Annotated in this window: 24 protein-coding genes and 5 pseudogenes; 8 read left to right on the top strand and 21 right to left on the bottom strand. The window is 66.8% G+C overall.

All coding sequences use genetic code 11. The features are described 5' to 3' along the window. Positions 1-93: 93 nt before the first annotated feature. The 19 genes and pseudogenes from ftsA to PIB19_RS00395 all read right to left on the bottom strand — a co-directional run bounded on the left by ftsA (position 94) and on the right by PIB19_RS00395 (position 19,069). Positions 94-1,355 (bottom strand): annotated as a pseudogene (ftsA, locus tag PIB19_RS00480) (cell division protein FtsA). Positions 1,356-1,358: 3 nt separating this feature from the next. After that, positions 1,359-2,297, bottom strand: a complete 939-nt coding sequence (locus PIB19_RS00475) for a cell division protein FtsQ/DivIB (protein WP_271239225.1) — start codon at positions 2,295-2,297, stop codon at positions 1,359-1,361. Beyond that, positions 2,257-3,177, bottom strand: coding sequence for a D-alanine--D-alanine ligase (locus PIB19_RS00470; protein WP_271239224.1), 921 nt, complete (start codon positions 3,175-3,177; stop codon positions 2,257-2,259). The genes PIB19_RS00475 and PIB19_RS00470 overlap by 41 nt, the downstream gene beginning before the upstream one ends. Before the next feature lie 108 nt (positions 3,178-3,285). Next, a complete protein-coding gene (gene murB / locus PIB19_RS00465; RefSeq protein WP_271239223.1) occupies positions 3,286-4,221 on the bottom strand; it encodes a UDP-N-acetylmuramate dehydrogenase in 936 nt (311 codons plus the stop codon). Then, positions 4,222-5,640 (bottom strand): UDP-N-acetylmuramate--L-alanine ligase, encoded by a 1,419-nt coding sequence (murC, locus tag PIB19_RS00460; protein WP_271239222.1) that lies wholly within the window; start codon positions 5,638-5,640, stop codon positions 4,222-4,224. Positions 5,641-5,652: 12 nt separating this feature from the next. Beyond that, positions 5,653-6,802, bottom strand: a pseudogene (gene murG / locus PIB19_RS00455) (undecaprenyldiphospho-muramoylpentapeptide beta-N-acetylglucosaminyltransferase). Then, positions 6,799-8,028: an FtsW/RodA/SpoVE family cell cycle protein gene (locus PIB19_RS00450; RefSeq protein WP_271239221.1), complete on the bottom strand. Its 1,230-nt coding sequence runs from the start codon at positions 8,026-8,028 to the stop codon at positions 6,799-6,801. Before PIB19_RS00450 ends, murG begins: the two are co-directional and overlap by 4 nt. Further along, positions 8,025-9,375 (bottom strand): annotated as a pseudogene (gene murD / locus PIB19_RS00445) (UDP-N-acetylmuramoyl-L-alanine--D-glutamate ligase). The gene PIB19_RS00450 and the pseudogene murD overlap by 4 nt, the downstream one beginning before the upstream one ends. Further along, positions 9,372-10,442, bottom strand: a complete 1,071-nt coding sequence (gene mraY / locus PIB19_RS00440; RefSeq protein WP_271239220.1) for a phospho-N-acetylmuramoyl-pentapeptide-transferase — start codon at positions 10,440-10,442, stop codon at positions 9,372-9,374. Before mraY ends, murD begins: the two are co-directional and overlap by 4 nt. Continuing rightward, entirely contained in the window at positions 10,442-11,824 is a 1,383-nt protein-coding gene (locus PIB19_RS00435) for a UDP-N-acetylmuramoyl-tripeptide--D-alanyl-D-alanine ligase (RefSeq protein WP_271239219.1), read from the bottom strand. Before PIB19_RS00435 ends, mraY begins: the two co-directional genes overlap by 1 nt. Beyond that, positions 11,812-13,227, bottom strand: a complete 1,416-nt coding sequence (locus PIB19_RS00430) for a UDP-N-acetylmuramoyl-L-alanyl-D-glutamate--2,6-diaminopimelate ligase (protein ID WP_271239218.1) — start codon at positions 13,225-13,227, stop codon at positions 11,812-11,814. The genes PIB19_RS00435 and PIB19_RS00430 overlap by 13 nt, the downstream gene beginning before the upstream one ends. After that, positions 13,224-13,391: a hypothetical protein gene (locus PIB19_RS23400; RefSeq protein WP_443018767.1), complete on the bottom strand. Its 168-nt coding sequence runs from the start codon at positions 13,389-13,391 to the stop codon at positions 13,224-13,226. The genes PIB19_RS00430 and PIB19_RS23400 overlap by 4 nt, the downstream gene beginning before the upstream one ends. A 77-nt stretch (positions 13,392-13,468) precedes the next feature. Beyond that, positions 13,469-14,748: pseudogene (locus PIB19_RS00425) on the bottom strand (peptidoglycan D,D-transpeptidase FtsI family protein); the annotation flags it as partial. A gap of 179 nt (positions 14,749-14,927) precedes the next feature. Beyond that, positions 14,928-15,497, bottom strand: a complete 570-nt coding sequence (locus PIB19_RS00420; RefSeq protein ID WP_271239217.1) for a hypothetical protein — start codon at positions 15,495-15,497, stop codon at positions 14,928-14,930. Beyond that, positions 15,497-16,440: pseudogene (gene rsmH / locus PIB19_RS00415) on the bottom strand (16S rRNA (cytosine(1402)-N(4))-methyltransferase RsmH). Before rsmH ends, PIB19_RS00420 begins: the two are co-directional and overlap by 1 nt. Beyond that, entirely contained in the window at positions 16,437-16,922 is a 486-nt protein-coding gene (locus PIB19_RS00410; protein ID WP_271239216.1) for a division/cell wall cluster transcriptional repressor MraZ, read from the bottom strand. The pseudogene rsmH and the gene PIB19_RS00410 overlap by 4 nt, the downstream one beginning before the upstream one ends. 433 nt (positions 16,923-17,355) lie before the next feature. Then, positions 17,356-17,595, bottom strand: coding sequence for a hypothetical protein (locus PIB19_RS00405; RefSeq protein WP_271239215.1), 240 nt, complete (start codon positions 17,593-17,595; stop codon positions 17,356-17,358). 105 nt (positions 17,596-17,700) lie between these two features. Continuing rightward, the gene (locus PIB19_RS00400) at positions 17,701-18,693 is read right to left on the bottom strand and encodes a cysteine synthase A (protein WP_271239214.1); all 993 of its coding nucleotides are present in this window, start codon (positions 18,691-18,693) and stop codon (positions 17,701-17,703) included. A gap of 46 nt (positions 18,694-18,739) precedes the next feature. Next, complete coding sequence (locus tag PIB19_RS00395) at positions 18,740-19,069, bottom strand: DUF962 domain-containing protein (RefSeq protein WP_271239213.1); 330 nt, start codon at positions 19,067-19,069, stop codon at positions 18,740-18,742. Between the two features lie 68 nt (positions 19,070-19,137). On the opposite strand from PIB19_RS00395, the gene PIB19_RS00390 reads away from it, so the two are divergent. From PIB19_RS00390 to PIB19_RS00365, 6 genes are all read left to right on the top strand, one after another. Beyond that, on the top strand, positions 19,138-19,338 hold the full coding sequence (locus tag PIB19_RS00390) for a type II toxin-antitoxin system VapB family antitoxin (protein ID WP_271239212.1): 201 nt from the start codon (positions 19,138-19,140) through the stop codon (positions 19,336-19,338). Positions 19,339-19,416: 78 nt separating this feature from the next. After that, complete coding sequence (locus PIB19_RS00385) at positions 19,417-19,782, top strand: type II toxin-antitoxin system VapC family toxin (protein WP_271239211.1); 366 nt, start codon at positions 19,417-19,419, stop codon at positions 19,780-19,782. 149 nt (positions 19,783-19,931) lie between these two features. After that, positions 19,932-20,306, top strand: coding sequence for a hypothetical protein (locus PIB19_RS00380; RefSeq protein WP_271239210.1), 375 nt, complete (start codon positions 19,932-19,934; stop codon positions 20,304-20,306). Positions 20,307-20,423: 117 nt separating this feature from the next. Continuing rightward, entirely contained in the window at positions 20,424-22,922 is a 2,499-nt protein-coding gene (locus PIB19_RS00375; RefSeq protein WP_271239209.1) for a TonB-dependent receptor, read from the top strand. Then, positions 22,922-23,902 carry a CehA/McbA family metallohydrolase gene (locus PIB19_RS00370; protein ID WP_271239208.1) on the top strand — a complete coding sequence of 327 codons (981 nt, stop codon included), beginning with the start codon at positions 22,922-22,924 and terminating at the stop codon, positions 23,900-23,902. The genes PIB19_RS00375 and PIB19_RS00370 overlap by 1 nt, the downstream gene beginning before the upstream one ends. A gap of 145 nt (positions 23,903-24,047) precedes the next feature. After that, entirely contained in the window at positions 24,048-24,362 is a 315-nt protein-coding gene (locus PIB19_RS00365; protein WP_271239207.1) for a hypothetical protein, read from the top strand. On the opposite strand, the gene PIB19_RS00360 is transcribed toward PIB19_RS00365, so the two are convergent. Next, the gene (locus PIB19_RS00360; protein ID WP_271239206.1) at positions 24,338-24,580 is read right to left on the bottom strand and encodes a hypothetical protein; all 243 of its coding nucleotides are present in this window, start codon (positions 24,578-24,580) and stop codon (positions 24,338-24,340) included. The two genes, PIB19_RS00365 and PIB19_RS00360, sit on opposite strands and share 25 nt — an antisense overlap. After that, entirely contained in the window at positions 24,541-24,849 is a 309-nt protein-coding gene (locus tag PIB19_RS00355; protein ID WP_271239205.1) for a hypothetical protein, read from the bottom strand. The genes PIB19_RS00360 and PIB19_RS00355 overlap by 40 nt, the downstream gene beginning before the upstream one ends. A 261-nt stretch (positions 24,850-25,110) precedes the next feature. Here PIB19_RS00355 and PIB19_RS00350 point away from each other — a divergent pair, with 261 nt between their 5' ends. Both PIB19_RS00350 and PIB19_RS00345 read left to right on the top strand, forming a co-directional pair. After that, the gene (locus tag PIB19_RS00350) at positions 25,111-26,112 is read left to right on the top strand and encodes a Y-family DNA polymerase (RefSeq protein ID WP_271239204.1); all 1,002 of its coding nucleotides are present in this window, start codon (positions 25,111-25,113) and stop codon (positions 26,110-26,112) included. Further along, positions 26,100-26,354 (top strand): hypothetical protein, encoded by a 255-nt coding sequence (locus PIB19_RS00345; protein ID WP_271239203.1) that lies wholly within the window; start codon positions 26,100-26,102, stop codon positions 26,352-26,354. Before PIB19_RS00350 ends, PIB19_RS00345 begins: the two co-directional genes overlap by 13 nt. Positions 26,355-26,451: the final 97 nt, after the last annotated feature.

The raw sequence follows: 26,451 nt of genomic DNA, 5'->3' as shown, positions 1-26,451 counted from the left end.
GCCGCGATCGCGCTGGAGCGGCACCCATTGACCCTGTGATGCACCAAGGGCCCGAACGACTCTAGTGGAAACAGACCTGCCGGTCGTATTTCTTTAATAATTCGACCGAAACGCCGTCATCAGGCGCTGAAGAAGCGCGCCCGGGCTGGCTTTGGTGACCATCTGGTGGCTCGAGGGCTCGAGCGCGCGCAGATCGATCGGATCGGCAGCGGCGAAGCGCGCGAGACCAGCCAGCGTCGCGAAGGCGGGGCCGGCATGTGCCTCCGGCAACGCGATCAAGCCCTTGGGCCGGCCGATGCGCACGGCATTGCCCAGCGATTGCTGCGCATAATCGGCGATGCCCTTCAGCTCCGCGCCACCGCCGGTGAGGACGATCTGGCGACCGATGGGGTCCTGGAAGCCCAGCTTCCGCAGCTCCTTCTGGATCTCGGTCATCAGCCGCTCGAGCCGCTGGCGGATCGTCGCGTTGAGCTGCGCCTTGGTGATGCGCGGGCCCTCGGCGCCCTCGTCGGGAATCGCGGGCTGCACGTCGATCATCTCGTGATTGTCGCGCGGGCTGAGATTGGCCGAGCCGTGGAAGCATTTGGTGCGCTCGGCCCAGGTGCGCGCAGTGCCGAATGCCGAGGCGATGTCGTCGGTGATGTCGGCCGAGCCCATGGGGATCGAAGCAAGGCCGGCGAGCACGCCGCCCGCGAATACCGAAACATTGGTCACGCCCGCGCCGATCTCGACGAGCGCAACGCCCAGTTCGCGCTCCTCGTCGGTGAGGCAAGCGAGGCCGGTCGCGACGGGCGCGGCGATGATCGAGCGGACCTCGAGATGCGCCGAGCGGACGCACAGATCGAGGTTGCGGACCGGCGAACCTTCGGTCGAGACGACATGAATGTCGATGCCGAGCCGGTCGGCATGCAGCCCGAGCGGGCGCTTGACCCCGGCGAGGCCGTCGATCGTGTAGCAGGTCGGCTGGGCGTGGAGCACCATCTTGCCCTGCGGATCGATCGCGTCGCGGCCGGCCTTGAGCAGTTCGTCGATATCGGACTGCTCGACGCGGTGGCCGCCGAGATCGGCTTCGAGCTTGACGACGTCGGAGAGCAGCCCCCAGCCGAGAAACTGACCCAGACATCCTCGATATTGGTGCCGGCGATGCGCTCCGCCTGCTCGACCGCTTCGCGGATCGCGAGCTCGGTGGCGTGCATGTCGGCGACATAGCCACGCTTGACGCCGCGGCTTTCGCGCTGGCCGGTGCCGAGCACGACGAGCTGGCCGTCGTCCGAACGCTGCGCGATCAGTGCCGAGACCTTGGACGACCCCACGTCGAGCGCGGTGATCAGTCCTTCAGGTACTGCCTTGGCCATCGTCTATTCCCCCGTCCCAACGCTGGTCGTGGCCGTTTGCCCCAACGGTCGCTGCATCACCATATTCCCCGGCACTCGCATGTCGAAGCGGATTGTGCCTTTCCGTAGCAGACCCTGCGCCGCGTCCAACTCGGCGAATTTGCGTAGGGACTTGGCGGCATCCTCCTCGCCCTCGGGAAGCTGGAGCTTCTCGCCGCTGGCGAAGGTCAAATCCCAGCGGCGGTTGCCGATCCAGGTCGCTGCCTTGACCAGCGGCTTGATCGCCGGCGCCGCGTCGAGCAGCTTTTTCCGCGCGGGTTCCTGCGCATTGGCGCCCTCGCCGATCAGCAACGGCAGATCGGGCATCGCGTCGCTCGACACGGGCTCGAGCGGCACGCCGGTGGGATCGACCAGCATCAGCTGGCCGTGGTTCTGCCAGATCGCGGCAGGCTCGCGCTCGATGATGAAGATGCGCAGCGTGTTGGGCAGCCGGCGCGAGACGCGCGCGTCCTTGACCCAGGGATATCTGAGCAGCCGCTCGCGGACCAAAGCGAGATCGACCAGGGGCATGGCGCGCGAATCCTGATCGAGCGCCTGCGTGTAGACGGTCATCTTGTCCATGCGCTTGATGCCGTCGATCTGGATTTCGTCGACCTTGAGCCCGGCATCGCCCACCACATTGGCGATCGCGACCCCGGCCATCGCCGGCACGCCGAACCATGTCGCCACGCCCAGCGCTACCGCGCCGACGGTGCCGACGATGCTCCATGTCGCGATGCGCGTGAGCGTCGCCTGGCTGAACGGCAGCGCCGCGACCGCCTGATCGAGCAGGCTGGGCCGCTTGGGCCGCCGCGAATTGCCCTTGCGCTTCTTCGGCGCCGCCCCCGCCGGGTTGCGGTGCGTTGCTGGGCGGGCCTGCGGCTCAAAGCGCTTCGTCCACGATGCGCTGGACGAGCTCGGCATAGGAGATGCCGAGATGCCGCGCCTGTTCGGGCACGAGGCTGAGCGGAGTCATGCCCGGCTGGGTGTTGACCTCGAGCAGGAAGAGGCCATCGACACCCTGGCTATCGTCCCAGCGAAAGTCCGAGCGCGAACATCCCTTGCAGCCGAGCAGCCGATGCGCATCGAGCGCGATCCGCTTGCAGGCATCGGCGACGTCCTCGGGGATGTCGGCGGGAAAGATGTGCTCGGTCAGCCCGTCGGTATATTTGGCGTCATAATCGTAGAAGCCGCTCTTGGGCTTGAGTTCGGTCACGCCGAGCGCCTGATCGCCGAGCACTGCGGTGGTCAGCTCGCGCCCGCGGATAAAGGGTTCGGCGAGCAGTTCGTCGAACTCCTGCCACGGCCCGCGCACGTCGCGCCCGATCGGATTGCCGTAATTGCCCTCGGCAGTGACGATCGCCACGCCCACCGACGAACCTTCGTTGACGGGCTTGAGCACATAGGGCCGCGGCAAGGGATCGCGCTGGTACAGTTCCTCGCTGCGCACCATCCGCCCGCCGGGCATCGGAATGCCGTGCGGCACCAGCGCCTGCTTGGTGAGCTGCTTGTCGATTGCGATCACCGAGGTGACGAGGCCGGAATGTGTGTACTTCAAGCCCATCAGGTCGAGCGTGCCCTGCACCGTCCCGTCCTCGCCGGGCGTGCCGTGCAGCGCGTTGAACACGATATCGGGTTTGAGTTCGGCGAGCTTCACCGCAACGTCGCGGTCCATGTCGACACGGCTGACCTTATGGCCGAGCTCTTCGAGCGCGTCCGCGATGCCGTTCCCCGACATCAACGAAACCTCGCGCTCGGCGGACCATCCGCCCATGAGGACGGCGACGTGGAGGGCATCAGCCATGAGGAGCCTCCTTCTCGTCACCCCGGCGAAGGCCGGGGCCCAGGGTCACGAGCGACAGGGTGCCTGGCTCTGGATCCCGGCCTTCGCCGGGATGACGGAAAATCAAATTCACTTCTCAACCCCGATACGCTCTTCGATGGCGTCGTCGGCAAACATGCCGACCCGCTGGATTTCCCACTCCAGCGCGACGCCGGACTGCGCCTTCACCTTTGCGCGGACGTCCTCGCCCAATGCCTCGATGTCGGCGGATGCAGCATTGCCCAGATTGAGCAGGAAATTGCAGTGTTTTTCGCTGACCTGCGCATCGCCCCGCCGCAATCCGCGACAGCCCGCCGCATCGATCAGCGCCCACGCCTTGTTCCCCTCGGGGTTCTTGAAGGTCGAGCCGCCGGTCCTGGAGCGCAGCGGCTGCGATTCTTCGCGCGCGGCAGCGATGCGATCCATCTCCGCCTGGATCGCCGCCGGCTCATCGACATGGCCACGAAAGGTGGCACTCACCACGATCGCGCCACGCGGAAGCTCGCTGTGGCGATAGGTATAGCCGAGCGCGTCCAGCGGTAGGACCCTGCGCTCTCCGGAACGCAGCACGACTTCGCATTCGATCAGCACGTCGCTGGTCTCGCGGCCATAGGCGCCGCCATTCATCCGCACGAACCCGCCGACGGTGCCCGGGATCGAGCGCAGGAACTCGACGCCGCCGATCCCTGCATCGCGCGCCTTCGACGAGACCAGGATGCCCGACGCACCGCCGCCGCATTTGAGCGTCGTCGAATCCAGCTGCTCCACGGTCGCAAAGGGTTTGCCCAGCCGCACCACGACACCCGGCACCCCTCCGTCGCGTACGATCATGTTCGAGCCCAGCCCCAGCCCCATGACCGGCACCGAGGGATCGAGCGCGAAGAGGAAGTCGCTGAGATCATCGGCATCGGCAGGCTCGAAGAGCCATTCCGCCGCGCCGCCGCTCTTGAACCACACCAGTGGGGCAAGCGGCGCGCCGTGCGTCAGTTTTCCGCGGACAGGTGGAAGGGCATAGCAGACGCTCACTTAAGCCGCGACCTCCTGCCGCGCCGCCTCGATCGCCGGAGCGAGGCCCGCGGCCCATTTGGTGATGTCGCCGGCGCCGAGGCATACTACCATGTCGCCCGGCACCGTCACTTCGGCGAGGGTGCGCGCCAGCGCCTCGGCATCGGCGACCGCTGCTGCCGAGCGGTGTCCGCGCCGCTGGATTCCGTCGACCAGCGCCTCGGAGTTGACGCCTTCGACCGGCTCCTCCCCGGCTGCGTACACGGGTGTCACCAGCACCATGTCGGCGTCATTGAAGGCCTGCGCGAAGTCGTCCATCAAATTGCCGAGCCGCGAATAGCGATGCGGCTGGACCACCGCGATCACCCTGCCCTCGGCGCTCTCGCGCGCCGCCGCGAGCACCGCGCGGATCTCGACCGGGTGGTGCCCGTAATCGTCGATCACCGTCACGCCCTGCGTCTCGCCCACCTTGGTGAAGCGGCGCTTGACCCCGCCGAAGCGCGCGAAGCCCTTCTGGATGGTCACGTCGGGAATGCCGAGTTCGAGCGCGACGCCGATCGCGGCGAGCGCGTTCTGGACGTTGTGGCGGCCGGGCATCGGCAGCTCGATATTCTCGATCGAGCGAACGGTGCCGTCGCGATTGCGGATGATCGCCTCGAAGCGATTGCCGCCCGAATGCGGCGTCACGTTCACTCCGCGCACATCGGCGCTGGCGGCGAAGCCATAAGTGATGATCCGCCGGTCCCGGACGCGGGGAATGATCGCCTGTACTTCGGGATGGTCGAGGCAGAGCAAGGCCGCGCCATAGAAGGGTACGTTCTCGACGAACTCGACATAGGCATCCTTGGCGCGCTCGAAGCTGCCGTAGTGATCGAGATGCTCGGGATCGATATTGGTGACCACCGCGATCGTTCCGTCCAGGCGCAGGAAGCTGCCGTCGCTCTCATCGGCCTCTACGACCATCCAGTCGCTGTCGCCGAGCCGGGCATTGGAGCCGTATTGGTTGATGATCCCGCCGTTGATCACGGTCGGGTCGACCCCGCCCGCGTCGAGCAACGCCGCGACCATCGACGTCGTCGTGGTTTTTCCGTGCGTCCCGGCCACCGCGACGGTGGACTTCAGCCGCATCAGCTCGGCGAGCATCTCGGCGCGGCGCACCACCGGCACGCGGCGCGCATAGGCGGCCTCGACCTCGGGATTGGTCCGCACGATCGCGGTGGAGACCACCACCACGGCCGCTTCGCCGATATTCTCGGCCTTGTGGCCGATCTCGATCGGGATGCCGCGATCGCGCAGCCCCTGCACGACATAGCCTTCGGCGACGTCCGAGCCCTGCACCTTGTAGCCGAGGTTATGCATCACCTCGGCAATACCCGACATGCCGATGCCGCCGATCCCGACGAAATGGATCGTGCCGATATCGGTTGCGACACCCTTCATGCGCCAAAAACCTCATGCGTGAGCGAGCCTTCCCTGGATTGCCGCGCGGCGCACCTTGATCGGTGCAGTCGGGGCATGAATCGATTCGACGAGATCGGCAAGGTCGCTCGCGGCGTGCGGGCGGCCGACGCTCTTGGCGCGTGCCGCGGCATTCTCCAGCGCCTGCCCGTCGAGCCCGAGCTTCTGTATCTGCTTGGCGAGCTCGGTGGCGTTGAAGGCGCGCTGCGAGATCGTGCGCGCGCCGCCGGCATTGGTGATCTCGCGGGCATTGGCAGTCTGGTGATCGTCGGTGGCGCTGGGCAGCGGCACGAGGATCGCCGGACGGCCCGCCGCAGTCAGCTCGGCGATCGTCGACGCGCCGGCGCGGGCGATGACGATATGCGCCCAGGCCAGGGCCTCGGGCATGTCGGTGATGTAGGTCGAGACGTCGGCGGGGATGCCGTGCGCCTGATATTTGGCGCGCACCGCGTCGATATCCTCGATCCGCGCCTGATGCGTGACCTGCAGCCGGCGGCGGAAATGGACGGGGAGCAAGGCGAGCCCGTCGGGCACCACCCGGCTGAGCACCGTCGCGCCCTGACTGCCGCCGGTGACCAGCACGCGGAAGATTCCTCCTCGTCGACGATCGGATAGGGCCGATCGCGCAATGCCAGCACCGCTTCGCGCACCGGATTGCCGATCAAGTGCGTCTTGCCCTCCCAGCGGGGCTTCATCCGTTCGACTTCGTCGTAGGAAGTGGCGATTGCCGACACTCTTCCGGCGACGAAGCGATTGACCCGCCCGAGCACGGCATTCTGCTCGTGGATCACGGTCGGCACGCCCGCCCGGAATGCCGCCAGCAAGGTCGGCAAAGCGGGATAGCCGCCGAAGCCGATCACCGCCGACGGACGCAGCTCCTTGAACAGCCGCAGCGCCATCGATCGTCCCGCCATGATACGCCCCGCCGCGCGGATATAGCCGAGCGGCCCGCCGCCCAGCCTTCCGGCAGGCAGCACATGCGTATCGATTTCGTCGAACAGTCCCGGAAAGCGCACCCCGCGATCGTCGCTGACCAGCGAGACCTTGTGCCCCCGGCTCGCCAGCTCGGCCGCGAGCGCGGCGGCGGGCACCATGTGCCCCCGGTGCCGCCAGCTGCCAGAACATAGCTGCGCGAATTCGTCATCCCTTGCTCCACCGACCCGTATATGGCGAGCGCTTCAGATACGGGTTTCGGCGCGTGAAGGCGAGCAGCAACCCGTAGCCGATCGACAGCGCGATCATCGACGACCCGCCATAGCTGATGAACGGCAAGGTCATGCCCTTGGACGGCGCAATGCCGGTATTCACTGCCATGTTGATCAGCGCCTGCACGCCGAACTGCGCCGCCAGCCCCGAGGCGGCGAGCAGGCGGAATGCGTCCTCCTCGTCGAGCATCTTCATGAACACCCGGATCACGATCGCGGCATAGAGCAGGACGATCACCGCGCACGAGATCAGCCCGAATTCCTCGCCGATCACCGAGAAGATGTAATCGGTATGCGCCTCGGGCAGCTTGAACTTGACCTGCCCGCTGCCGGGGCCTGCGCCGGTGAGGCCGCCCGCGCTCAACGTCTGGTGCGCCATCTCGACCTGATAGCGGTCGACGAGCGCGGCTTCCTTGGTGGGGAACAGGAAGTTGTTTATCCGCGTGTGCGCCGTATCGTAGAACAGATAGGCCGCGACCACGCCTGCGATCGCCGTGCCGATCAGCCCGCCGATCGCCAGCGCCGAAATGCCCGAGATGGTCAGCAGGATCAGCCAGACGGTGCCGAAGATGATGGTCTGGCCGAAATCGGGCTGGAGCATCAGCAGCACTGCGATCACCGCAGTCATCCCGCCGGTGATGAACAGCACCGGCAGCTCGGGATCCTTGGCGCGGAACGACAGCATCCACGCCGTCGCGACGATGAAGAAGGGCTTGAGGAACTCGGAAGGCTGGAGATCGGAGACCCCGAGATCGAGCCAGCGCCGCGCGCCGTTGGTCTCGGAGCCGATGATCGGCACCAGTGCGAGCAGCACCAGGAACACCGCCGCGCCGACCAGCGCGAAGCGGCGCGCAACGGTGACCGGCAGCATCGACACGCCGATCAGCACCGGCACCGACAGGCACACCCACATCAGCTGGCGCCAGAAATAGTGCATCGCCGGCATGATGTGCGTCGCGTCCGAATAGCGCCGCGCGGTCGCGGGCGATGCCGCGGCGACGGCGACCAGCCCGATCGCGATCAGCAGCATCGCGAGCAGCAGCAGGACGCGATCGACTTCCCAGAACCACATGCCCGCGCGCGACGTGTTGGCGCGGCCGAGCTGCTTGCTCACGCGGCGGCGGACGTCGCCATTCGGTCGTTCGGTGTCGGCGGCTTCGCTCATCCGAGCGCAGCCACGGCATCGCGGAACGCCTGGCCGCGCGCCTCATAATCCTTGAACTGGTCGAACGAGGCGCAGGCGGGGAAAGCAAAACGGTGTCGCCGGGCCGGGCCTGCGCGGCGGCGCTCTTCACCGCGGCTTCGAGCGTACCAGAACGCTCGACCGGCATCTCGCCTTCGAGGAGCGAAGCGAACAATTCGCCCGCATCGCCGATGGTATAGGCCTTGACGATGTGACCGAAGCCGGGCCGGCACGCCTCGAGGCTGTCGGTCTTGGCCAACCCGCCGAGGATCCAGTGGACGCGCGGATAGGCCGAGAGCGCCGGGGTGGTGGAATCGGCGTTTGTCGCCTTGCTGTCATTGACGAACAGCACGCCGTTTTTCGTCGCGACGCGTTCCATCCGGTGCGGCAGGCCGGGGAAAGTCTCGAGCCCCTTGTCGATCGCGGCGTTGTCGATGCCCAGCGCCTCGCACGCGGCGATCGCGGCAAGCGCGTTCTGGGCGTTGTGCGGCCCCTGCAGCGCCGGCCAGCGGGACTGGTCCATGCACACACCGGGCGCGATCTTGTGGAGGTCCTCGCTGCGGCCCGAGACCGCCACCTGCCGCGCGATGGCAGCCGAGGGCGCGTCGCCGAGGCCGATCACCGCGGCATGCCCCTTCGACTGCATCTCGAACAGGCGCGCCTTGGAGGCGGCGTATCCTTCGAACCCGTCATAGCGGTCGAGATGGTCCGGCGTGAGATTGAGCAAGACCGCGACGTCGCAGTCCAGGCTGAAGGTCAGGTCGATCTGATAGCTCGACAGTTCGAGCACATAGACGCCGCCCGCGGGGAGCGGATCGCGTCCGAGGATCGGCAGCCCGATATTGCCGCCGGCGAGGCTCGGCAGCCCCGCGGTACGGCAGATATGGTCGATCATCGCAGTAGTGGTCGATTTGCCGTTGGTGCCGGTGATCCCGACGACCTTGTGCGGCGGGAGTGCGGCGCGCGCCTGCGCGAACAGCTCGATATCACCGATGACGGGGACGCCGGCCTGGCGGGCCTTTGCGGCGATCGGATGCGTGTTGAGCGGAACGCCGGGGAAACCACGACCGCCTCGAACCCGGTCAGGTCGGTTTCGAGCGGATCGGCGAGCTCCAGAAAGGCGCCCGCCTCTGCGTTGATCCACCAACTCCCCAAGGGATCGCCGGGGACGAAGAATCGTTTCTCCAGGGGCTCCAATTGCTTCGGGCTACTGTCCCACGCCGTCACACGTGCCCCGCTCGCCAGCAGCGCGTCGACCGTCGCCAGCCCCGACCGCGCAAGCCCGAGCACCGCATAGCGTTTGCCGCGCCAGGCCGTGCTCGTGATCACCGCAGCTTCAGCGTCGAGAGCCCCGCCAGCGCCAGTACGAACGCGATGATCCAGAAGCGGATCACCACCGTCGGCTCCGACCAGCCGAGCTGTTCGAAATGGTGGTGGATCGGCGCCATCTTGAAGACGCGCTTGCCGGTACGCTTGAAGAAGAACACCTGGATGATGACGCTCAGCGCCTCGACGACGAACAGCCCGCCGACAATGCCGAGCACCAGTTCGTTATGCGTCGTCACCGCAATCGCCCCGAGCGCGCCGCCCAAAGCGAGGCTGCCGGTATCGCCCATGAACACCGCCGCCGGGGGCGCATTGAACCACAGGAACGCGAGCCCCGCGCCGATGATCGCGCCACACATGATCGCCAGATCGCCGGCACCGGGCACGTGCGGAATGCCGAGATAGGTCGCGAACACCTTGTTTCCGGCCAGATAGGCCAGCAGCATGAACGCAATGCTGGCAATCACCACCGGCATTGTCGCCAGTCCGTCGAGCCCGTCGGTGAGGTTCACTGCGTTGCCGAACGCGACGATCGTGAATGCGGCGAAGACGATGTAGAAATAGCCGAGATCGGGGTGGATCCAGGCGAAGAAGGGCACATAGAGCTGGGTCCCGGTTTGCGAGATGATCACCCAGCTGGCGATGCCCGCGATGACGAACTCGCCGAGCAGCCGAACCCGGCCAGAAACGCCCGCAGTGCTCGCTTTGCGCACCTTGTCGTAATCGTCGAGGAAACCGATCGCGCCGAAGCCGAAGGTGACGAACATGCACGCCCAGACCAAAGGATTGGAGAGGTTCATCCAAAGGAACAGCGAGATCATCAGGCTGGTCAGGATCATCAGCCCGCCCATCGTCGGCGTGCCGCGCTTGGCGAGATGGCTCTGCGGTCCGTCGCTGCGGATCGGCTGCCCCTTGCCCTGGCGGACGCGCAGCCATCCGATGAAACGGGGGCCGATGATCAGCCCGATCAATAGAGCGGTCGCGACCCCGGCACCGGTACGGAACGTCTGATAACGGATGAGGTTGAGCAGCCCGGGGAAGCCCAGCTGTTCGGCGATCCAGTAAAGCATCAGGCCATCGCCCTTTCCGCCAATGCCGCCACGACCGTCGAGAGACGCACGCCGTTCGAGCCTTTCACGAGGACCGCATCGCCCGGCGCCAGCACGGCATTCAGCCGTTCGCGCGCGGTTGCGGCGTCGGGCACATGGACGAAATCCACTTTGCCCTCAAGCGCATTCGCCAGCGCGCCCATCGCCTCGCCGACGAGGATGGCATAGCTGACGCCCGCCGCCTCGATCGGCTCGGCGAGCCCGGCATGATAGGCGTCCGAATGCTCGCCCAGCTCTCGCATCTCGCCGAGCACGGCGATCTTCCGGCCCGGCTCGTTGGCGAGCACCGCCAAGGTCGCGCGCATCGAGGTCGGGTTGGCGTTGTAGCTTTCGTCGATCACCAGCGCCTCGCCGTCCGGCAGCTCAGCGACGAGACGCGCGCCGCGGCCCGCGAGCCCGCCCATCTCGGCGAGCGCGAGCCCCGCCATTTCCAGGTCGCCGCCCGCAGCGTCGACCGCCGCGAGGATCGCCATCGCATTCGAGACCCAGTGTTCGCCCGGCTGCGAGATGGTGAAGCTCAGCTCGCGCACATCGAAGCGCGCCGTGACGAAGGTCCCGCCGGTGCGTGTCCGCATCCGCTCGACTGCGCGGAAATCGGCGCCGTCGCCCAGCCCGAAGGTGACGATCCGGCCGGCGTGCGGCTTCGCAGCAGCGATCAGCCGGTCGCGATAGGGGCTGTCGAATGGCACGATAGCCGTCCCGCCGGGCTCGAGCCCCTGGAATATCTCGCCTTTGGCGTCCGCGATCGCCTCCTCGCTGGCGAAGAAGCCCATATGCGCCGGCGCGATCGTGGTGACCATCGCGACATGCGGGCACACCAGCCGGGTGAGCTGCGCCAGCTCGCCCGCGTGGTTCATCCCCATCTCGAACACGCCGAACCGCGCGTCGCGCGGCATCCGGGCGAGGCTCAGCGGCACGCCGGTATGGTTGTTGTAGCTCTTCACCGAACGATGCGCGCAGCCCGGGTCGACCCGGTCGAGCGCGGCGAACAAGGCCTCCTTGGTCCCGGTCTTACCGACCGATCCGGTGACGCCGATCACCTTGCCGTTCATGCGGGCGCGCGCCGCCGTGCCGAGCGCGTCGAGCGCAGCGGTCGTGTCGCCCACCAGCACATGCGGATGCGGCGTAGCTTCGGAAACTATCGCTCCGGCCGCACCCTGTGCGAACGCCTGGTCGAGGAAGCGATGCCCGTCGGTGGTCTCGCCCTTGAGCGCGAGAAACAGGTCGCCCGGACCGACTTCGCGGGAATCGAAGGTCACGCCGGTGGCGTCGAACGGCGCCGAAGCCTTGCCGCCGGTGGCGTTTGCAATCTCGTCGGAAGTCCAGAGTGTCACGCCGCGCATTCCCGGGCAACGCTCACATCGTCGAAAGGAAGCACGCGGTCGCCGACGATCTGGCCTTGTTCGTGTCCCTTGCCGGCGATCAGCACGATATCCGCGGCTTCCGCCATCGTCACCGCCGCCGCGATCGCCTCGCGCCGGCCCCCGATCTCGGTGGCATCCGGAGCGCCCTTGAGCACTTCGGCGCGGATCGCCGCCGGATCCTCGCCGCGCGGATTATCGTCGGTGACGATCACCACGTCCGCACCCGCGGCCGCGGCCTGTCCCATCGGCTCGCGCTTGCCGGTGTCGCGGTCGCCGCCGGCACCGAAGACGAGGATCAGCCGGCCGCTGGTGTGCGGCTTGAGCGCCGCGATCGCCGCTTCGAGCGCATCCGGCGTGTGCGCGTAATCGACATAAACCGGCGCGCCGCTGCGCGTGATCACCGCGCGCTCGAGCCGCCCGCGCACCGGCTGCAGCCGCGCGAGATTGGCCAGCGTCGCGCTGACATCGCCCCCGGTAGCGATCACCAGCCCTGCCGCGGTCAGCGCGTTCGCGGCCTGATAGGCGCCGATCAACGGCAGCATCACCTTGTGCGTCGCGCCTCCCGCCTCGATCGTCAGCCCCTGCCCCAGCAAGGTCGGATCGCGTGCCACCAGCTTGAGCGTCTCGCCATGCTCGCCCACCGTGATCAGCTTGTTGCCGCGCATCCGGGCGAGCTCTTCCACGCGCATCGCATGCGGATCGTCGGCCCAGACCACCGCGGCGCCGTCCATGTCGAGTACATCAGCGAACAGCCGGAGCTTGGCATGGAAATAGGCCGCCATGTCGCCATGATAATCTAGGTGATCGCGGCTCAGGTTGGTGAACGCCGCCGCCCGCACCGGCAGCCCTTCGGTGCGATATTGCGAGAGCCCGTGCGACGAGGCCTCGAACGACACATGCGTCACGCCCTCGCGCGCCAGCCCCGCGACGTTGGCGAGGAAGGTGACGACATCGGGCGTGGTCAGCCCGGTCGAGACGGTATCGTCGGACGTGGTCACCCCGAGCGTGCCGATCGAGGCCGCATGATGCCCCGCCATCCGCCACAATTGCCGCGTCATCTCGACCGTCGAGGTCTTGCCGTTGGTACCGGTCACCGCCACCGCGGTCCCGGGAAACGGCGCGAAGAACTTCGCCGCCAGCCGCGCGAAACGCTCGCGCGGATTGATGTCGGCGATGTGCAGCGCGCCCTCGACCACCACCTCGGGCCGCGCGACGATCGCCACCGCGCCGGCCTTCACAGCGGCGGGAATGAAGTCCTCGCCGTTGACGCGGGCGCCCTCGAATGCGCCGAAAACAGTTCCGGGAGCGACCTTGCGGTGATCGATCGCGAACCCGGTGACGACGGCGCTTTCCTCTCCGCCGGTCAGCGCGCCGAGTTTCATTCGGCGCCCAGCTTAGGATCGGGTCCCGTCCAGATCAGCGGGAGCAGTTCGCGCTCGTCGATGTCGCGGCCGGCGTTGGGCGTGACGCCGAGCAGCGTCCCGGTGCGGCTGACCACACGGGATACGACGGGAGCGGCGGTCCACGCGGCGGTGGTGCGGTACACTCCCTTTGGGGGTTTGCCTTGGGCAGATCGAGCATGACGACCATCACATAGCGCGGTGCGTCGATCGGGAAAGCCGCCGCGAAGGTCGAGACGTTGCGATGCTTGTCATAGCCGCCGCCCGAAGCGGCCTCCGCAGTGCCGGTCTTGCCTGCAATCCGGAAGCCGGGCGCCTCCCTTTGCGGCCCGTGCCCTTTAGCACGATCAGCCGCAGCAGCTGGCGCATCCGCGCGCTGGTCGATTCCTGCAGCGCGCGTTCCCCGGCCGGAACCTTGTTCGGATCGATCTTGAGCAAGGTCGTCGGGCGCAGGATGCCGCCGTTGACCAGAGTCGCATAGGCATTGGCGAGATGGAGCGGCGTCACGGCGATGCCATGGCCGTACGCCGTGGTCATCACCGTTATCCGGCCCCAATAATTCGGCCAGAGCGGCTTTGCGCCACCCACTTCGATGCCGGGACGGCGATCGAAGCCCAGCCGGCGGAACATGTTCTGCAGCTTTTCGGGGCCGAGCTCGTCCGCAATCCGCGCGGTGGCGATGTTCGACGAATAGACCAGGGTCTCGGGGATGTTCAGCCAGCGAAACTGCTCGTCGCCCGGATCGTCGTGAATCGTGAAGCGGCCGACCTGGAGCGGCCGGGTCGCGTCGAAGCGTCGCGCCATATTGGTGATCGTGCCCGAATCGATCGCCGCCGCCACGGCAAGCGGCTTGAAGGTCGAGCCGAGCTCGTAGACGCTCTGGGTGACGTTGTTCGGCGGTGCCGCGCCGCCGAGGGCATTGGGGTTGAAGCTCGGCAGCGACGTCATCGCGAGCACTTCGCCGGTACGCACGTCGAGGATCACGCCTGCCGCGCCGCGCGCCTGCAGGTCGCTCATCGCCCGGCCCAGCTCATTCTCGAGCGCTGCCTGCACCCGCGCATCGATCGACAGCGCCACCGGCGCGCCGCGCTTCGCCGGATCGGTCAGCTGGCGGTCGAGCACCTTCTCCATTCCCGATACGCCCGCGCCCTTGGCGTCGAGAAAGCCGAGAATATGCGCGGCCATGGTCGATTGCGGATAAAGCCGATCGGGCTCGCGCTGGAATTCCATGCCCGGCTCGCCGAGCGCGTTCACTGCCGTCACCAGCTCGGGCATCGCGCGGCGCTTGAGGTAAGCGAAGCTGCCGCCCGAATTGAGCAAAGCGTAATAATGGGAGGCGCTCTGCTCCGGGATCAATTCGGTGAGCTTCTGCGCCAGCGCGGCCTTGTCGCCGATCACCTGATTGGGGTGCACCGCGATGGACCAGGCATCGATGCTGCGCGCGAGCGGCGCGCCGTTGCGATCGACGATGTCGCCGCGCGGCGGGATCAACGCCAGCGCCATATCGCGCGCGACGGCGGGCTCGGCCCAGAGCGCGAGCAGCGCCAACTTGCCCATCACCACCAGCATGCCGAAGCCGAACAGCAGCGAGAGCACCATCAGCCGCAGCTGGGCGATGGCGACGAGCGCCTGACGGGCACCGCCCGTACGGCCCTGCCGGGCCGGCGGGGCGACGACGACGATCAACGCAGCGCCAATTTCTCGCGCTTCGCCAGCTTCCGCAGATCGTCCATCGTCGAAGCGCTCAATACACCACGATCCACCGAGGCGATCGCCTGGCGGTCTGCCTTCTTCATCAGCTTGCGAAGCTCCCCGTCCTGCTGCGCCACGCTCTTCGCGGCACCGGCATTCTGCGCAGGCCCCTGCACTGGATTGGTCACTTGCGCCACTGCCACCGCGGCCACCTGAGCGGCGGGTGCGCCAGCCGGCACCACCAATGCGGCGGTCTGAATATCGGCAGGCTGCTGGCCCAGGCTCGCCAGCGCGGTTTCGCTTGCCAGATATTGCTGCGCCACCGGCGCGGCCAGCGCCAGCACTTCGCCGTTCCAGCGCTCGAGCTGGGCGAGGTTGGCGCGCGTGTTGAACTCGGTCTCGAGCCCGCGAACGTCGCGCTGCGCCTGGACGATCGCCAGCTTGGTCGCTTCGAGCTTGGCCTGTTCGGCCGCGCCGTGCGAATTCACGAGGTAGCAAGCCGGCGCCACGACAACGCCGCACAGGAACCATCCCAGTCCCTTGAAGCCATGCACTGCCATCAGTTCACTCCCTCACTGCCCCAGGGCGCCGCGGCCGTGCGACGCGCCACGCGCAGCGTCGCAGACCGGGCGCGCGGGTTACGCGCTACTTCCGCCTCGCCGGGCCGCACGGCCTTGGCGGGGGTCTCGAAACTCGGCGCGGCCTTGGGGCCCGCCATCGGACGATGCCGCGAGCCGGCCGGCTCGCTGCCGCTACGTTCGCGCAGGAACCGCTTCACCATGCGGTCCTCCAGCGAATGGAAGGTCACCACCGCCAGCCGGCCTCCGGGCTTGAGCACGCGCTCGGCCGCAGCCAGCCCTTCCGCGAGCTCGTCGAGTTCGCGGTTCAAGTGGATGCGGATCGCCTGAAAGGTCCGGGTGGCCGGGTCCTTCTTGTCGTAGTCTTTGTGATTTAGGGATTTTCTCACCACGCTGGCGAGCTCGGAAGTCCGCTTGAGGGGGCGTGCGGAGACGATCGCCTTGGCCACCCGGCGCGAACGCGGCTCCTCGCCATATTGATAAAGGACGTCGGCGATCTCGGCCTCGTCGGCGGTGTTCAGCCATTCCTCGGCAGTCATCCCCGACTGACTCATCCGCATGTCGAGCGGCCCGTCGCTCTGAAAGCTGAAGCCGCGATCGGCCTGGTCGAGCTGCATCGACGAGACGCCGATATCCATCGTCACCCCGTCGACGGGCACGAGCCCGCGGCGCGTCAGTTCGCCCTCCATCTGGCTGAACGGCGCTTCGATCAGGGTCAGCCGACCTTTGGACTCAGCCAAAGGGTTTGGCCGCCCTCGATCGCCTGGGGGTCGCGATCGAAGGCGGCCACCTCGGCACCCCGCTCGAGGATGGCGTTGGTGTAGCCGCCCGCGCCGAACGTCGCGTCGACATGGCGCTCGCCGGGCACGATGGCGAGGCCGTCGACCACTTCGTCGAGCAGCACGGGGATGTGGGGCGCGCTCACAGCTTCACGCCCTTGGACTGGCAGAGATATTCACAGATCTCGCGAAGGCCGGGATCGGCATTGTCGTCGGCGAGCAGCACTTCGGGCGCCCAGACGTCGAACGTCTCGCCGCTGCCGTTGAAGAATGCCCATTTGCCGATCTTCGCCTTCATCCGGAAGAAAGGCGGGATTACGAAGCGGCCGGAATCGTCGAACGGTGCCTTCTCGACCTGACCGAAGGCGCGGCGCTTGGCACGCGTGTCGGCATCCTCGCCGCGATCGGCGGCGAGTTGCTCCTTGCGATCGAGCCGGTCGTATTTCTCCTTCGACCAGCTCAGGTCGTGCGCGGAGAGGCACGGATCCTCCGGATGGAGGCCCACGACGATCTGGCGGATGTCGGAATTGCGCTCGGCGGCGGCGCGCAGGTCTGCGGGAATGGCGACGCGACCCTTCAGGTCCACCGCCTGGAGCGCAAATCCCTCGAAGAGCTCCCTGTCCGCCACGCCCAAACCCCTTTTGGGCACGCCTCCCCGTCTCCGGAATCGCGGTTTCCCGGCTGGTCCTCCGGCTTTCGATCTCACGGTGAAAAGGGACGTGCCCCCTTAATGGTCATGTTTGATCACAAATGACGCCGGGACACAACGGGTAAAGTGGGGATGAGGCGGGAATTTCCCCCACTTTGCTCCTCAAAACATAGTTGTTTTACCTATAGGCATGATATGTTCTTTTTTTGTACTTGAAGAAGCATGTTGCGCAGCCGGGCAAGCGCGCAAATGCGCTCGCGAGCGGAGAATTTCAGATTTTCTATTGAATTACAGGCTATTGACCGGAGATAGCCCGGAGAATCTGTGTGATTGCCCGTCTAATCGGGCCAAATCACACCCGACTCGCGATTCATGCGTAGGGCCGTTTCCCCGCGCCGCCCGCTATATCCCGTCAGTTCGCGGGAGTGTCGTCCGGCGCATCGGTGGAGGAAGTGCTCGGCGCGACGCCCAGCTCGGCGAGCGGCTCGTCCTTTTCCTTCTCGCCCACCAGGTTGACGGGTTCCACAACCATGTTGGCGACCACTGCCGAATTGGGGGCTCCAACGGCCGACACCGGCTCGTCACGATTGGCGGAGGAAAAGATCGCGGTGGCCAATCCGATCAGCACGAGCACCATCGCCAGCCCGGTCATACCAACCCGGACACGCTGCATTGCCTGCTGTGAGTCTTGCGATCCCGGCTTCATAAGCTGTGGCATAAATGTAACGCATCGCTCCGCCCGTGTCGAGGCGGACGGTCAGACGGCGTCGAGCCACTCCGGCACGGGCAGCCCCTTCGAACGCAGCCAGGCGCCATTGTACAGCGTCGAGAGGTAGCGGAAGCCGGTATCGCACAGGATCGTCGCGATCCGCTTGCCCGGTCCCAGCTGCTTCGCCAGCCGCACCGCGCCGGCGACGTTGATCCCCGAGGAGAGCCCGAGGCACAGCCCCTCCTCCTTCAGCAGCCGCTCGACCCATTCGAGCCCTTCCTCGTCGGAGATGCGGAACTGGGTGTCGACCGGCGCACCCTCGAGATTGCCGGTGATCCGCCCCTGCCCGATCCCCTCAGCCACCGAAGAGCCTTCGGACCGCAGTTCGCCGCAGGCATAATAGTCATAGAGCGCCGCGCCGTAAGGGTCGCTGAGCGCGATGCAGACCTGCTCGTCCTTGGCCTTGAGCCCCAGCCCCACGCCCGCCAGCGTGCCCCCGGTGCCCACCGAGCAGGTGAACCCGTCAATCCGGCCCTCCATCTGGGCCCAGATTTCCTCGGCAGTGCCGACGATGTGCGCACGGCGATTGGCGATGTTGTCGAACTGGTTCGCCCAGATCGCGTTGGGCGTCTCCTCGGCGATGCGGCGCGAGGTGTGCACGAAATGCCCCGGATTCGAATAAGGCGCCGCCGGGACCAGCACGAGCTCCGCGCCCAGTGCGCGCAGCGTATCCATCTTTTCGCGGCTCTGCGTCTCGGGCATGACGATGATCGTCTTGTAGCCCTTGGCGTTGGCGACCAGTGCGAGCCCGATCCCGGTATTGCCCGCGGTTCCCTCGACGATCGTCCCGCCGGGCGCGATCGCCTCGCGCTCCTCGGCGTCCTGGACGATGAACAAGGCCGCCCGGTCCTTCACCGACGCTCCCGGATTGGCGAATTCGCATTTGCCGAAGATGTCGCAGCCGGTCGCCTCGCTAGGCCCCTTCAGTCGCACCAGCGGAGTGTTGCCGATCAGGCCCAGCGTATCGGATGTCGCATGCATGACGGCTAGATAGGGGCGTCCGGCCCCGCACCGCAAGCAAGCGAAACTATGCGGACACGCCGGCCTGCTTGAGATGCGGCTCCAGCCGCCCGCTCAGCCACAGGAAGAACATGCGATAGTCGGAGAAAAGCGACCAGAGCGGATAGGTGAAAGTCGCCGGCCGGTTCTTCTCGACTCCGAAATGGGCGCCCCAGGCGAAACCATAGCCCGCCAGCGGTACCAGCACCCACCACCAGCCGCCATAAGTCAGCGCGATGGCGAGGAACACGAAGGTCAGCGCAGTCCCGATATAATGCAGCCGCCGCGTCTCGGGCTTCGCATGCTCGCGCAGATAATAAGGCCAGAAATCGCCATAGCGGGTGATCGTGCGCGCCATGCCCGTAATGCTACGCTTGTTTCGCACCGGCGCAAGTCATGGTAGAGTGACACGCAACGGAGGTAGAAATGGGTGTACAGCTGAACATCAAGGATGCCGAGACGATCCGCCTCGCCCGCGCGTTGGCGGAGATGACCGGCCAACCGATCACCCAGGCGATCCGCGTCGCCCTCGAACGTGAGCTGGAAGAGCTCGATCGTGCGAAGGAAGAACGGCTCACGAAGTTGCGCAGCATCGTAAAGCGAATCGCGCACGCTGTGGAAACCTGAGCTCCTCAATGCCGACCTCGACGACCTGATGTACGACGAGCGTGGCTTGCCCAAGTGATCATCGACAGTTCTGTCCTTGTGGCCATCCTTCAGGAGGAACCCGAGGCGCAATCACTGCTTCGAGCGCTGGCCGATCGCCGGGGCATTCTCAGAATGTCGGCCGCCAACCTCCTCGAAGCGACGATCGTGATCGATTGCAACGGCAGCGCCGAGCTGAGCTCGCGTCTGGATGCCTTGATCAAGGAATTGGCGATCGAGATCGTTCCCGTGTCGGCGCATCATGCGAGCCTCGGGCGGCGCGCTTACACCGAATTCGGCAAAGGCAACCATCCCGCCCGCCTAAACTTCGGCGACTGTTTCGCTTATGCCCTCGCCAAGGCTACCGGCGAGCCGTTGCTCTACAAAGGCAATGATTTCGCCCAGACGGACATCGCCGCCGCGTGAACGAACGCAAGCATAGCTTTCCTCCCGTCATCGACCCACATGTCCGCCTGCTCGTCCTAGGCTCGCTGCCGGGGAGCGCTCGCTGGCCGAGCAGCGTTATTATGCGCATCCGCAGAACCAGTTCTGGCGACTGATCTCCCCCGCCGCCGGTGTCGACTTGCCTCCTCCCCTATGACGCCCGCCTCGCCGCATTGCTCGCCGCGCATATCGGCCTGTGGGACGTCGTCGCCAGCGCCACGCGCCCCGGCAGCACCGACGCGGCGATGCGCGACATCGAAGGGCATGACGTGGCCGCGCTCGCCGCGACCCTGCCCGATCTGCGCGCCATCGCGTTCAACGGCGGCACTGCGCTGCGCCACGGCCTGAAGCAGCTCGGCACCGCGGCGGCCCGCTACGAGATCGTCGCACTCCCTTCGAGCAGCCCGCTCCACACCGTCGGATTCCATGCCAAGTTGCCGGCATGGCATGCGCTGTCGGCATGGCTGAAGGCGGATTCAGGACCTTTTCCACACCCTCCGTCATGATGACACGCACTGACATCGCATTGTCACCGTACTGCAGCAACGCCGCCACCGACCGGTCATGACCCCGGCCTAAGCCCCCGCTCGCCACACTTGGCGGTCTGTCGGGGAACAATCAAAATGAAGGTCGCATATCCTGTCCGTGCCGGACTGCTCGCGCTGCTCGCCAGCTGCAGCACCACCGCACTCGCGCAAACCGGCAGCGAGAGCGCCGCACCCGAAGCCGAGGCGCAGGATTCGGAAATCGTCGTCACCGGCCGCGCCGGCGCGGGCGAGCGTACGCGGGTCGAGACCAGCTACGCGCTCACTTCGATCGACAACGACGCGCTGCGCTCGCGCGCCGCATCGAGCGTCACCGAAACGCTCAAGTCGGTTCCCGGCTTCTGGGTCGAGGCCTCGGGCGGCGAAGGCAGCGGCAATGTCCGCGCGCGCGGCATTCCGGTCGACGGCTTCGGCTCGATCAACCTGCTCGAGGACGGCCTGCCGGTGCAGCACGATCCCTCGCTCGGCTATCTCAACGCCGACCAGGCGTTCCGCGTCGACGAATCGATCGAGCGCGTCGAAGTCGTCCGCGGCGGCCCCTCGTCGATCTTCTATCCCAACGCGCCCGGCGGCGTGGTCAACTTCATCACCCGCAAGCCCGGCGATTCGATCTCGGGCGTCGCACGCGTGCTCTATGGCCCCACCGCCGAGCTCTATCGCTTCGACGGCTGGGTCGGCGCACCGATCGGCGGTGGCTGGGGCCTGAGCGTCGGCGGCTTCTACCGCAGCGAACAGGGCGTGCGCGATCCCGGCTTCACCGGTAACAAGGGCGGCCAGATCCGCGCCGACCTGCATGGCGATTTCGGCGACGGCCACACCAGCTTCAGCTACAAGCATCTCGACGACCATGCGATCTTCTACACCGGCATCCCGCTGACCAAGGACAGCAAGGGCGACATCGTCGGCCTGCCCGGTTTCGATCCGCATTACGGCACCACCGCGAGCCGCGCCGTCGCGCGCATGACGCTCAAGAGCGCCACCGGCCCGGTCGATTTCCGCGAATCCGACGGCACCAGCATCCAGCTCGATCAGCTGAGCTGGCTGAGCGACTGGGAATTCGGCGACGGCTGGAAGATCTCGAACAATCTGCGCTACCGGGATTCGCGCACCGTGCGCAACGGCGTCTATCCGGCGTCGGTGAGCACTGCGACGGCGCTGCTCAGCACCTATCGCAATCAGGTGCTCGGCGCCTATCCGGGCGCGACCAGCGTCCAGCTGCGCTATGTAGATGGCGGCACGCCCTTCGACGTGGCCGGGCAGAACGGCAATGGCGACGTGTTCATCAACGCCGCCCGCCCGGTGACCGTCGAGGAAAGCGAATTGCTCGACGATCTGCGCCTCGCCCGCAGCTTCGCGATGGGCAGCACCACGCACGATTTCGCGATCGGCGCCTATTACGCGTACATCAAGGAGACCTTCACGCGCTATTCGGCCTCGACCCTCCAGGACGTGTCGGGCAATTCGCGCCTGCTCGATCTGGTCGCATTGAACGCCGCGGGCCAGGTGGTCGGTGCGCTCACCGACAAGGGCGTCGCGCGCTACGGCTCCGAATTCGCCAACGGCTATGGCTCGTCGAACACGATCGCGCTCTATGCCTCGGACGAATGGCAGCTCACGCCGGCGCTGCGCATCGACGGCGGCGTGCGCTGGGAGAAAGTGAGCACGCGCGGCGCACAGGAGGGCAGCAGCACGGTCAATCTCGGCGACGCGACCACTCTCGCCGACAATAACGTGCTAACCGGCAACGGCGTGTTCACGCCCTATAACCGCGATTTCGACCAGACCGGCTGGACGCTCGGCGCCAATTGGCAGTTCGCCCGCGGCGCGGGGCTGTTCGCGCGCTACACCTCGGCCTTCCGCCTGCCGAGCGTCGGCAGCTTCATCACCAACGCCACCGCGCAGCCGGTGACGCAGGGGATCAAGATGTGGGAGGCAGGGCTCAAATACGCCTCGCCTCTGGTCAGCCTCTACGCCACGGCGTTCCTGACCGACTTCGATTCCTATTCGATCGGCAATACCCAGTTCAATCCGGCGACCAACGGCTACACCCAGCAGACGGTCTATACCGACACCCGCGCCTACGGCGTCGAATTCGAGGGCGTCGTGCGCCCGGTCACCTGGTTCGATTTCACCCTCAACGGAACGTGGCAGAACCCGACCTTCCGCAACCTCGTGTACAACGAATTGTCGGGCACCACGCTGATCCCGCGCGATTACAGCGGCAACCAGCTTCTCCGCGTGCCCCGTCTCGCGCTCCGCGCCACCCCGGCCGTCACCTTGTTCGACAACCGCTTCCGCGCCCAGCTCGATGTCGAGCATTACACCAAGCGCTACGCCGATGCCGCCAACACTTCGGAGCTGCCGGCCTATACCGTGCTCAACGCCAGCATCCGCCTCGGGCTGACCGACCAGATCAGCCTCTGGGTCTATGGCGACAATCTGACCAACACGATCGGCCTTACCGAGGGCAATCCGCGCGCGGGCGAGCTGACCAGCGGCCAGGCCAACGACCTGCTGTTCATCGGCCGCCCGATCGTCGGCCGGAACTTCCGCTTCGCGGTGGATTTCAAGTTCTGATGCGTATCCTCGCGCCTGCGCTCCTCGTCGTCCTCGCTCCCGCGGCGGCGAGGGCGCAGGACGCGGTCTTCACCGGCGAGATCACCGGTGCCGACCACCAGCATTACAAGCCGGTTCCGTTCCACGTCCCCGCGGGCGTCGAACGGATCACCGTCACTTTGACCTACGACAAGGCCGAGAAGACCGTCGTCGACATGGGCGTATGGGATCCCGAGCGCTTCCGCGGCTGGAGCGGCGGCACGCGCGACCGCTTCACGCTTTCCCCGAGCGACGCCACGCCCGGCTATCTCCCCGGCACGCTTCCCGCCGGCCGCTGGCAGCTGACGCTCGGAGTCCCCAATGCGCGCGCCGGAAGCCGCACCGCGTATCGCGTGACGGTGGACTTCGACCGGGCCGGTTCGACCCATGCGACCGACCGCATCGCCGACGCGCCGCTCAACCCCACCCCCGGCTGGTATCGCGGCGATCTCCACATGCACGACGCCAACAGCGACGGCAGCTGCGCGAGCCAGAGCGGCAAGCGCGTCCCCTGCCCGCTGTTCCGCACCGTCGAGGCGGCAGCCAGAGCCGGGCTCGATTTCGCCGCGGTCACCGATCACAACACCGTCGCGCATTTCGGCGGCCTGCGCGAGCTCCAGCCCTGGTTCGATCGCACCCTGCTGATCCCCGGCACCGAGATCACCACCTTCGGTGGCCACGCCAACATCTTCGGCGAGCGCCGGTTCGTCGATTTCCGCGTCGGCGCCGCCGTGCCCGACATCGCCGCACTGACTCGCGATGTCGCGGCGGCGGGCGCGATCCTGTCGATCAACCACCCCGCGCTCCCTCGGGCGAGGCGTGCATGGGCTGCGGCTGGACCTGGCCGAACACCGACTGGAGTCGCGTCACGGCGATCGAGGCAGTCAACGGCACGATCGCGAGCGGCCCGCTGGCCGGGATCGGCTTCTGGTATGCCCGCCTCAACGAGGGGCGTCGCCTGACCGGAATCGCCGGAAGCGACAACCACGATCCCGATGCGCCGCAGGGCAAGGCGCCGATCGGCCGCCCGACCACGGTCGTCCACGCGCCTGAGCTCTCGACCGCGGGTGTCATCGCGGAATCCGCGCGGGCAATGTCTTCATCGACGTGACCGGCACGCGCAATCGCCTCCTCGAAGTGACTGCGACGGCGGACAAGGCAGAGGCCGTGATGGGCGGGACGATCGCCGGTGACGCCGGGCTGCGCATCCGCGCCCATGTCGTCGGCGCCGCGGGGGCAACCGCCGAGCTCGTGGTCAACGGCGCGGTGGCGACCCGGTCACCGGTCGCCGGCGACGACGCGCATGTCGAATTCCCGCTCGCGCCGCGAAGCTGCGGTTGGGCGGCAGTGAATGTGCGGGACGGCCAGGGCAGCCCGCTGCTGATCGGAAACCCGATCTACCTGACCTGCCGGCGATCGTAGGACTCGCTATCGCGCCTTCGCTGGCGACGGCGTAGGCGAGGAGACGCCTTCCGCGCCGCCCAGTCATAAGCGCCCGGTCCCGCGCACCCCTTCAGCGTCCGGTTGCCGATCCGCACTTCGGCGCCCAGCGGCAGCGTCTCCTTGCCCGCCGCGCAGGCCTTGGCGATGAGCGTGATCGTCACCGGCTCGGCTTCGGGCGTCTGCGTCTCGAAGCGCACGGTATCGCCCGCGAGTTTGGGCGATATCGGGTAGAAATCCGTGGGTGCGCCGCGGGCGCGTCCGCGAAAGCGATCGTGCCCGGCGCGATGTAGATCGCCCAATAAGGCGCGCTGCCCGTCGCGCGGATCGGCTTGTCGAGATCGACGCCGCCCAGCATCGGCCCCGGCGTGGGCGTCGGCGTCGGCGCGGCGCTGTTGTTCGCCACCTCCTCGCCCCCGCCGCATCCGGCGAGCGCCAGCGCAAGTCCCATCGTCAGCAACCGCCGCATGCGTTTCTCCATCGCCACAGTCCTGCGAAGCGGAGCGGCACGGGTCAAGTAGGTTTCCTACAAAGCGATGTTCTGCTATTGTTCCGTATCATGAGTCGCGCTGTCCCCGCCTCGGCCCCGGGCGTCGTTTCGCGCAGCGTAACAATCGATCCTCGCGTTGAAACTTTTGTTCACGATTCGCGGGAAAAGTGCGAAGTCAGGCCCGGCATTTCCAACATTCTGGCCTTTCCGCCCCGCCCGCTGCGCTGGCTGTTCCTCGACTTGAACAGCTATTTCGCCAGCGTCGAGCAGCAGCTCGATCCCGCGCTCCGCGGCAAGCCGGTGATCGTCGCGCCGGTCGATGCCGACACCACCGTGGCGATCGCCGCCTCGGTCGAGGCCAAGCGCTTCGGCATCTCGACCGGCACGCCGGTATGGGAGGCGAAGCGCAAGTGCCGCGACATCCTGATCGCCCCCGCCCGGCACGAGAAATATGTCGAATTCCACGACGCGATCATCGCAGAGGTCTGGAAGCACATCCCCGTCACCCATGTCTGCAGCATCGATGAAGTGGCATGCCGGCTGCTCGACAACGAGAATTCGCGCGAGGCCGCGGTCGCGCTGGCGAAGCGGATCAAGGCGGGCATCCGCGCCAATGTCGGCGAATGCCTGACCAGCTCGATCGGCATCGCCCCCAATCGCCTGCTCGCCAAGCTCGCCTCGGACCTGCAGAAGCCCGATGGGCTGATCGTCCTCACCGCGGATCAGCTTCCGCACGGTCTCTACGACCTCAAGCTGCGCGAGATCGCCGGGATCGGCGCCAAGATGGAGCGCCGGCTGGCGCAGGACGGCATCCTCGACATCCGCCAGCTCTGCGAGCGGCGCCCGCGCGACGCCGGCACCGCCTGGGGCGGCACCAATGGCGACCGGCTCTGGTATCTGCTCCACGGCGTCGAACTGCCCGAAAAGCCGACGCAGAGCCGCACGATCGGCCACAGCCACGTCCTCAGCCCAAGCAAGCGCGGGCTCGAGCCGACTCGGCTCACTGCCCGCCGTCTCGCACTCAAGGCGGCGAGCCGACTGCGGCGGAAGGGCTATCGCAGCCGTCTGCTCGTGCTCCACGGCAAGTTCGAGGACGACAAGTCCAACTGGCGCGCATCGATCAAGCTGCCCAACACGCAGGACAGCTTCGTCATCCTCTCTGCGCTGGACTCGCTCTTCCCCGCCTCGCCGAGGCCGGTCGCGCGCGCACGGGCGGCTTCCGCCTCCGCATGGTCGGGGTGACTTTGTGCGAAATCGAGACAGTCGAGGGCGAGCAAGGCTCGCTGTTCGCTGCGCTGGATCCCGATGATCCGCTGGCGCGCGAGACGCGGACCTTGTCGCTCAGCCGTGCGATGGACCGGATCAACGAGAAGTTCGGGCGGCATGCCGTCAGCGTCGGTCCGCTGAACGGCGGGCGAATCGACGCGGTGGGGACGAAAATCGCCTTCGGGAGAATCCCGGATCTGGACGAGTTCCACGAATAGGGTTCACACGGGAGAAACAATCGGCGTGTTACGTTGCGGCGCAGCACAATAATGTGACCTTGTATCACGAATCGCTTGACGATTCTGCCACCTGTCC

This window comes from Sphingomonas sp. 7/4-4 (assembly GCF_027941955.1).
GTDB lineage: Bacteria > Pseudomonadota > Alphaproteobacteria > Sphingomonadales > Sphingomonadaceae > Sphingomonas.
This window is presented reverse-complemented; position numbering and strand designations above follow the sequence as displayed.

What these genes read in the sequence shown, in the direction of transcription:
- PIB19_RS00475 (WP_271239225.1), bottom strand. Translation starts at nt 2,297, where the DNA reads ATGCCGAGCTCGTCCAGCGCATCGTGGACGAAGCGCTTTGAGCCGCAG.
- PIB19_RS00470 (WP_271239224.1), bottom strand. Translation starts at nt 3,177, where the DNA reads ATGGCTGATGCCCTCCACGTCGCCGTCCTCATGGGCGGATGGTCCGCC.
- murC (WP_271239222.1), bottom strand. Translation starts at nt 5,640, where the DNA reads ATGAAGGGTGTCGCAACCGATATCGGCACGATCCATTTCGTCGGGATC.
- PIB19_RS00450 (WP_271239221.1), bottom strand. Translation starts at nt 8,028, where the DNA reads ATGAGCGAAGCCGCCGACACCGAACGACCGAATGGCGACGTCCGCCGC.
- mraY (WP_271239220.1), bottom strand. Translation starts at nt 10,442, where the DNA reads ATGCTTTACTGGATCGCCGAACAGCTGGGCTTCCCCGGGCTGCTCAAC.
- PIB19_RS00435 (WP_271239219.1), bottom strand. Translation starts at nt 11,824, where the DNA reads ATGCGCGGCGTGACACTCTGGACTTCCGACGAGATTGCAAACGCCACC.
- PIB19_RS00430 (WP_271239218.1), bottom strand. Translation starts at nt 13,227, where the DNA reads ATGAAACTCGGCGCGCTGACCGGCGGAGAGGAAAGCGCCGTCGTCACC.
- PIB19_RS00420 (WP_271239217.1), bottom strand. Translation starts at nt 15,497, where the DNA reads ATGGCAGTGCATGGCTTCAAGGGACTGGGATGGTTCCTGTGCGGCGTT.
- PIB19_RS00405 (WP_271239215.1), bottom strand. Translation starts at nt 17,595, where the DNA reads ATGACCGGGCTGGCGATGGTGCTCGTGCTGATCGGATTGGCCACCGCG.
- PIB19_RS00400 (WP_271239214.1), bottom strand. Translation starts at nt 18,693, where the DNA reads ATGCATGCGACATCCGATACGCTGGGCCTGATCGGCAACACTCCGCTG.
- PIB19_RS00395 (WP_271239213.1), bottom strand. Translation starts at nt 19,069, where the DNA reads ATGGCGCGCACGATCACCCGCTATGGCGATTTCTGGCCTTATTATCTG.
- PIB19_RS00390 (WP_271239212.1), top strand. Translation starts at nt 19,138, where the DNA reads ATGGGTGTACAGCTGAACATCAAGGATGCCGAGACGATCCGCCTCGCC.
- PIB19_RS00375 (WP_271239209.1), top strand. Translation starts at nt 20,424, where the DNA reads ATGAAGGTCGCATATCCTGTCCGTGCCGGACTGCTCGCGCTGCTCGCC.
- PIB19_RS00370 (WP_271239208.1), top strand. Translation starts at nt 22,922, where the DNA reads ATGCGTATCCTCGCGCCTGCGCTCCTCGTCGTCCTCGCTCCCGCGGCG.
- PIB19_RS00355 (WP_271239205.1), bottom strand. Translation starts at nt 24,849, where the DNA reads ATGCGGCGGTTGCTGACGATGGGACTTGCGCTGGCGCTCGCCGGATGC.
- PIB19_RS00345 (WP_271239203.1), top strand. Translation starts at nt 26,100, where the DNA reads ATGGTCGGGGTGACTTTGTGCGAAATCGAGACAGTCGAGGGCGAGCAA.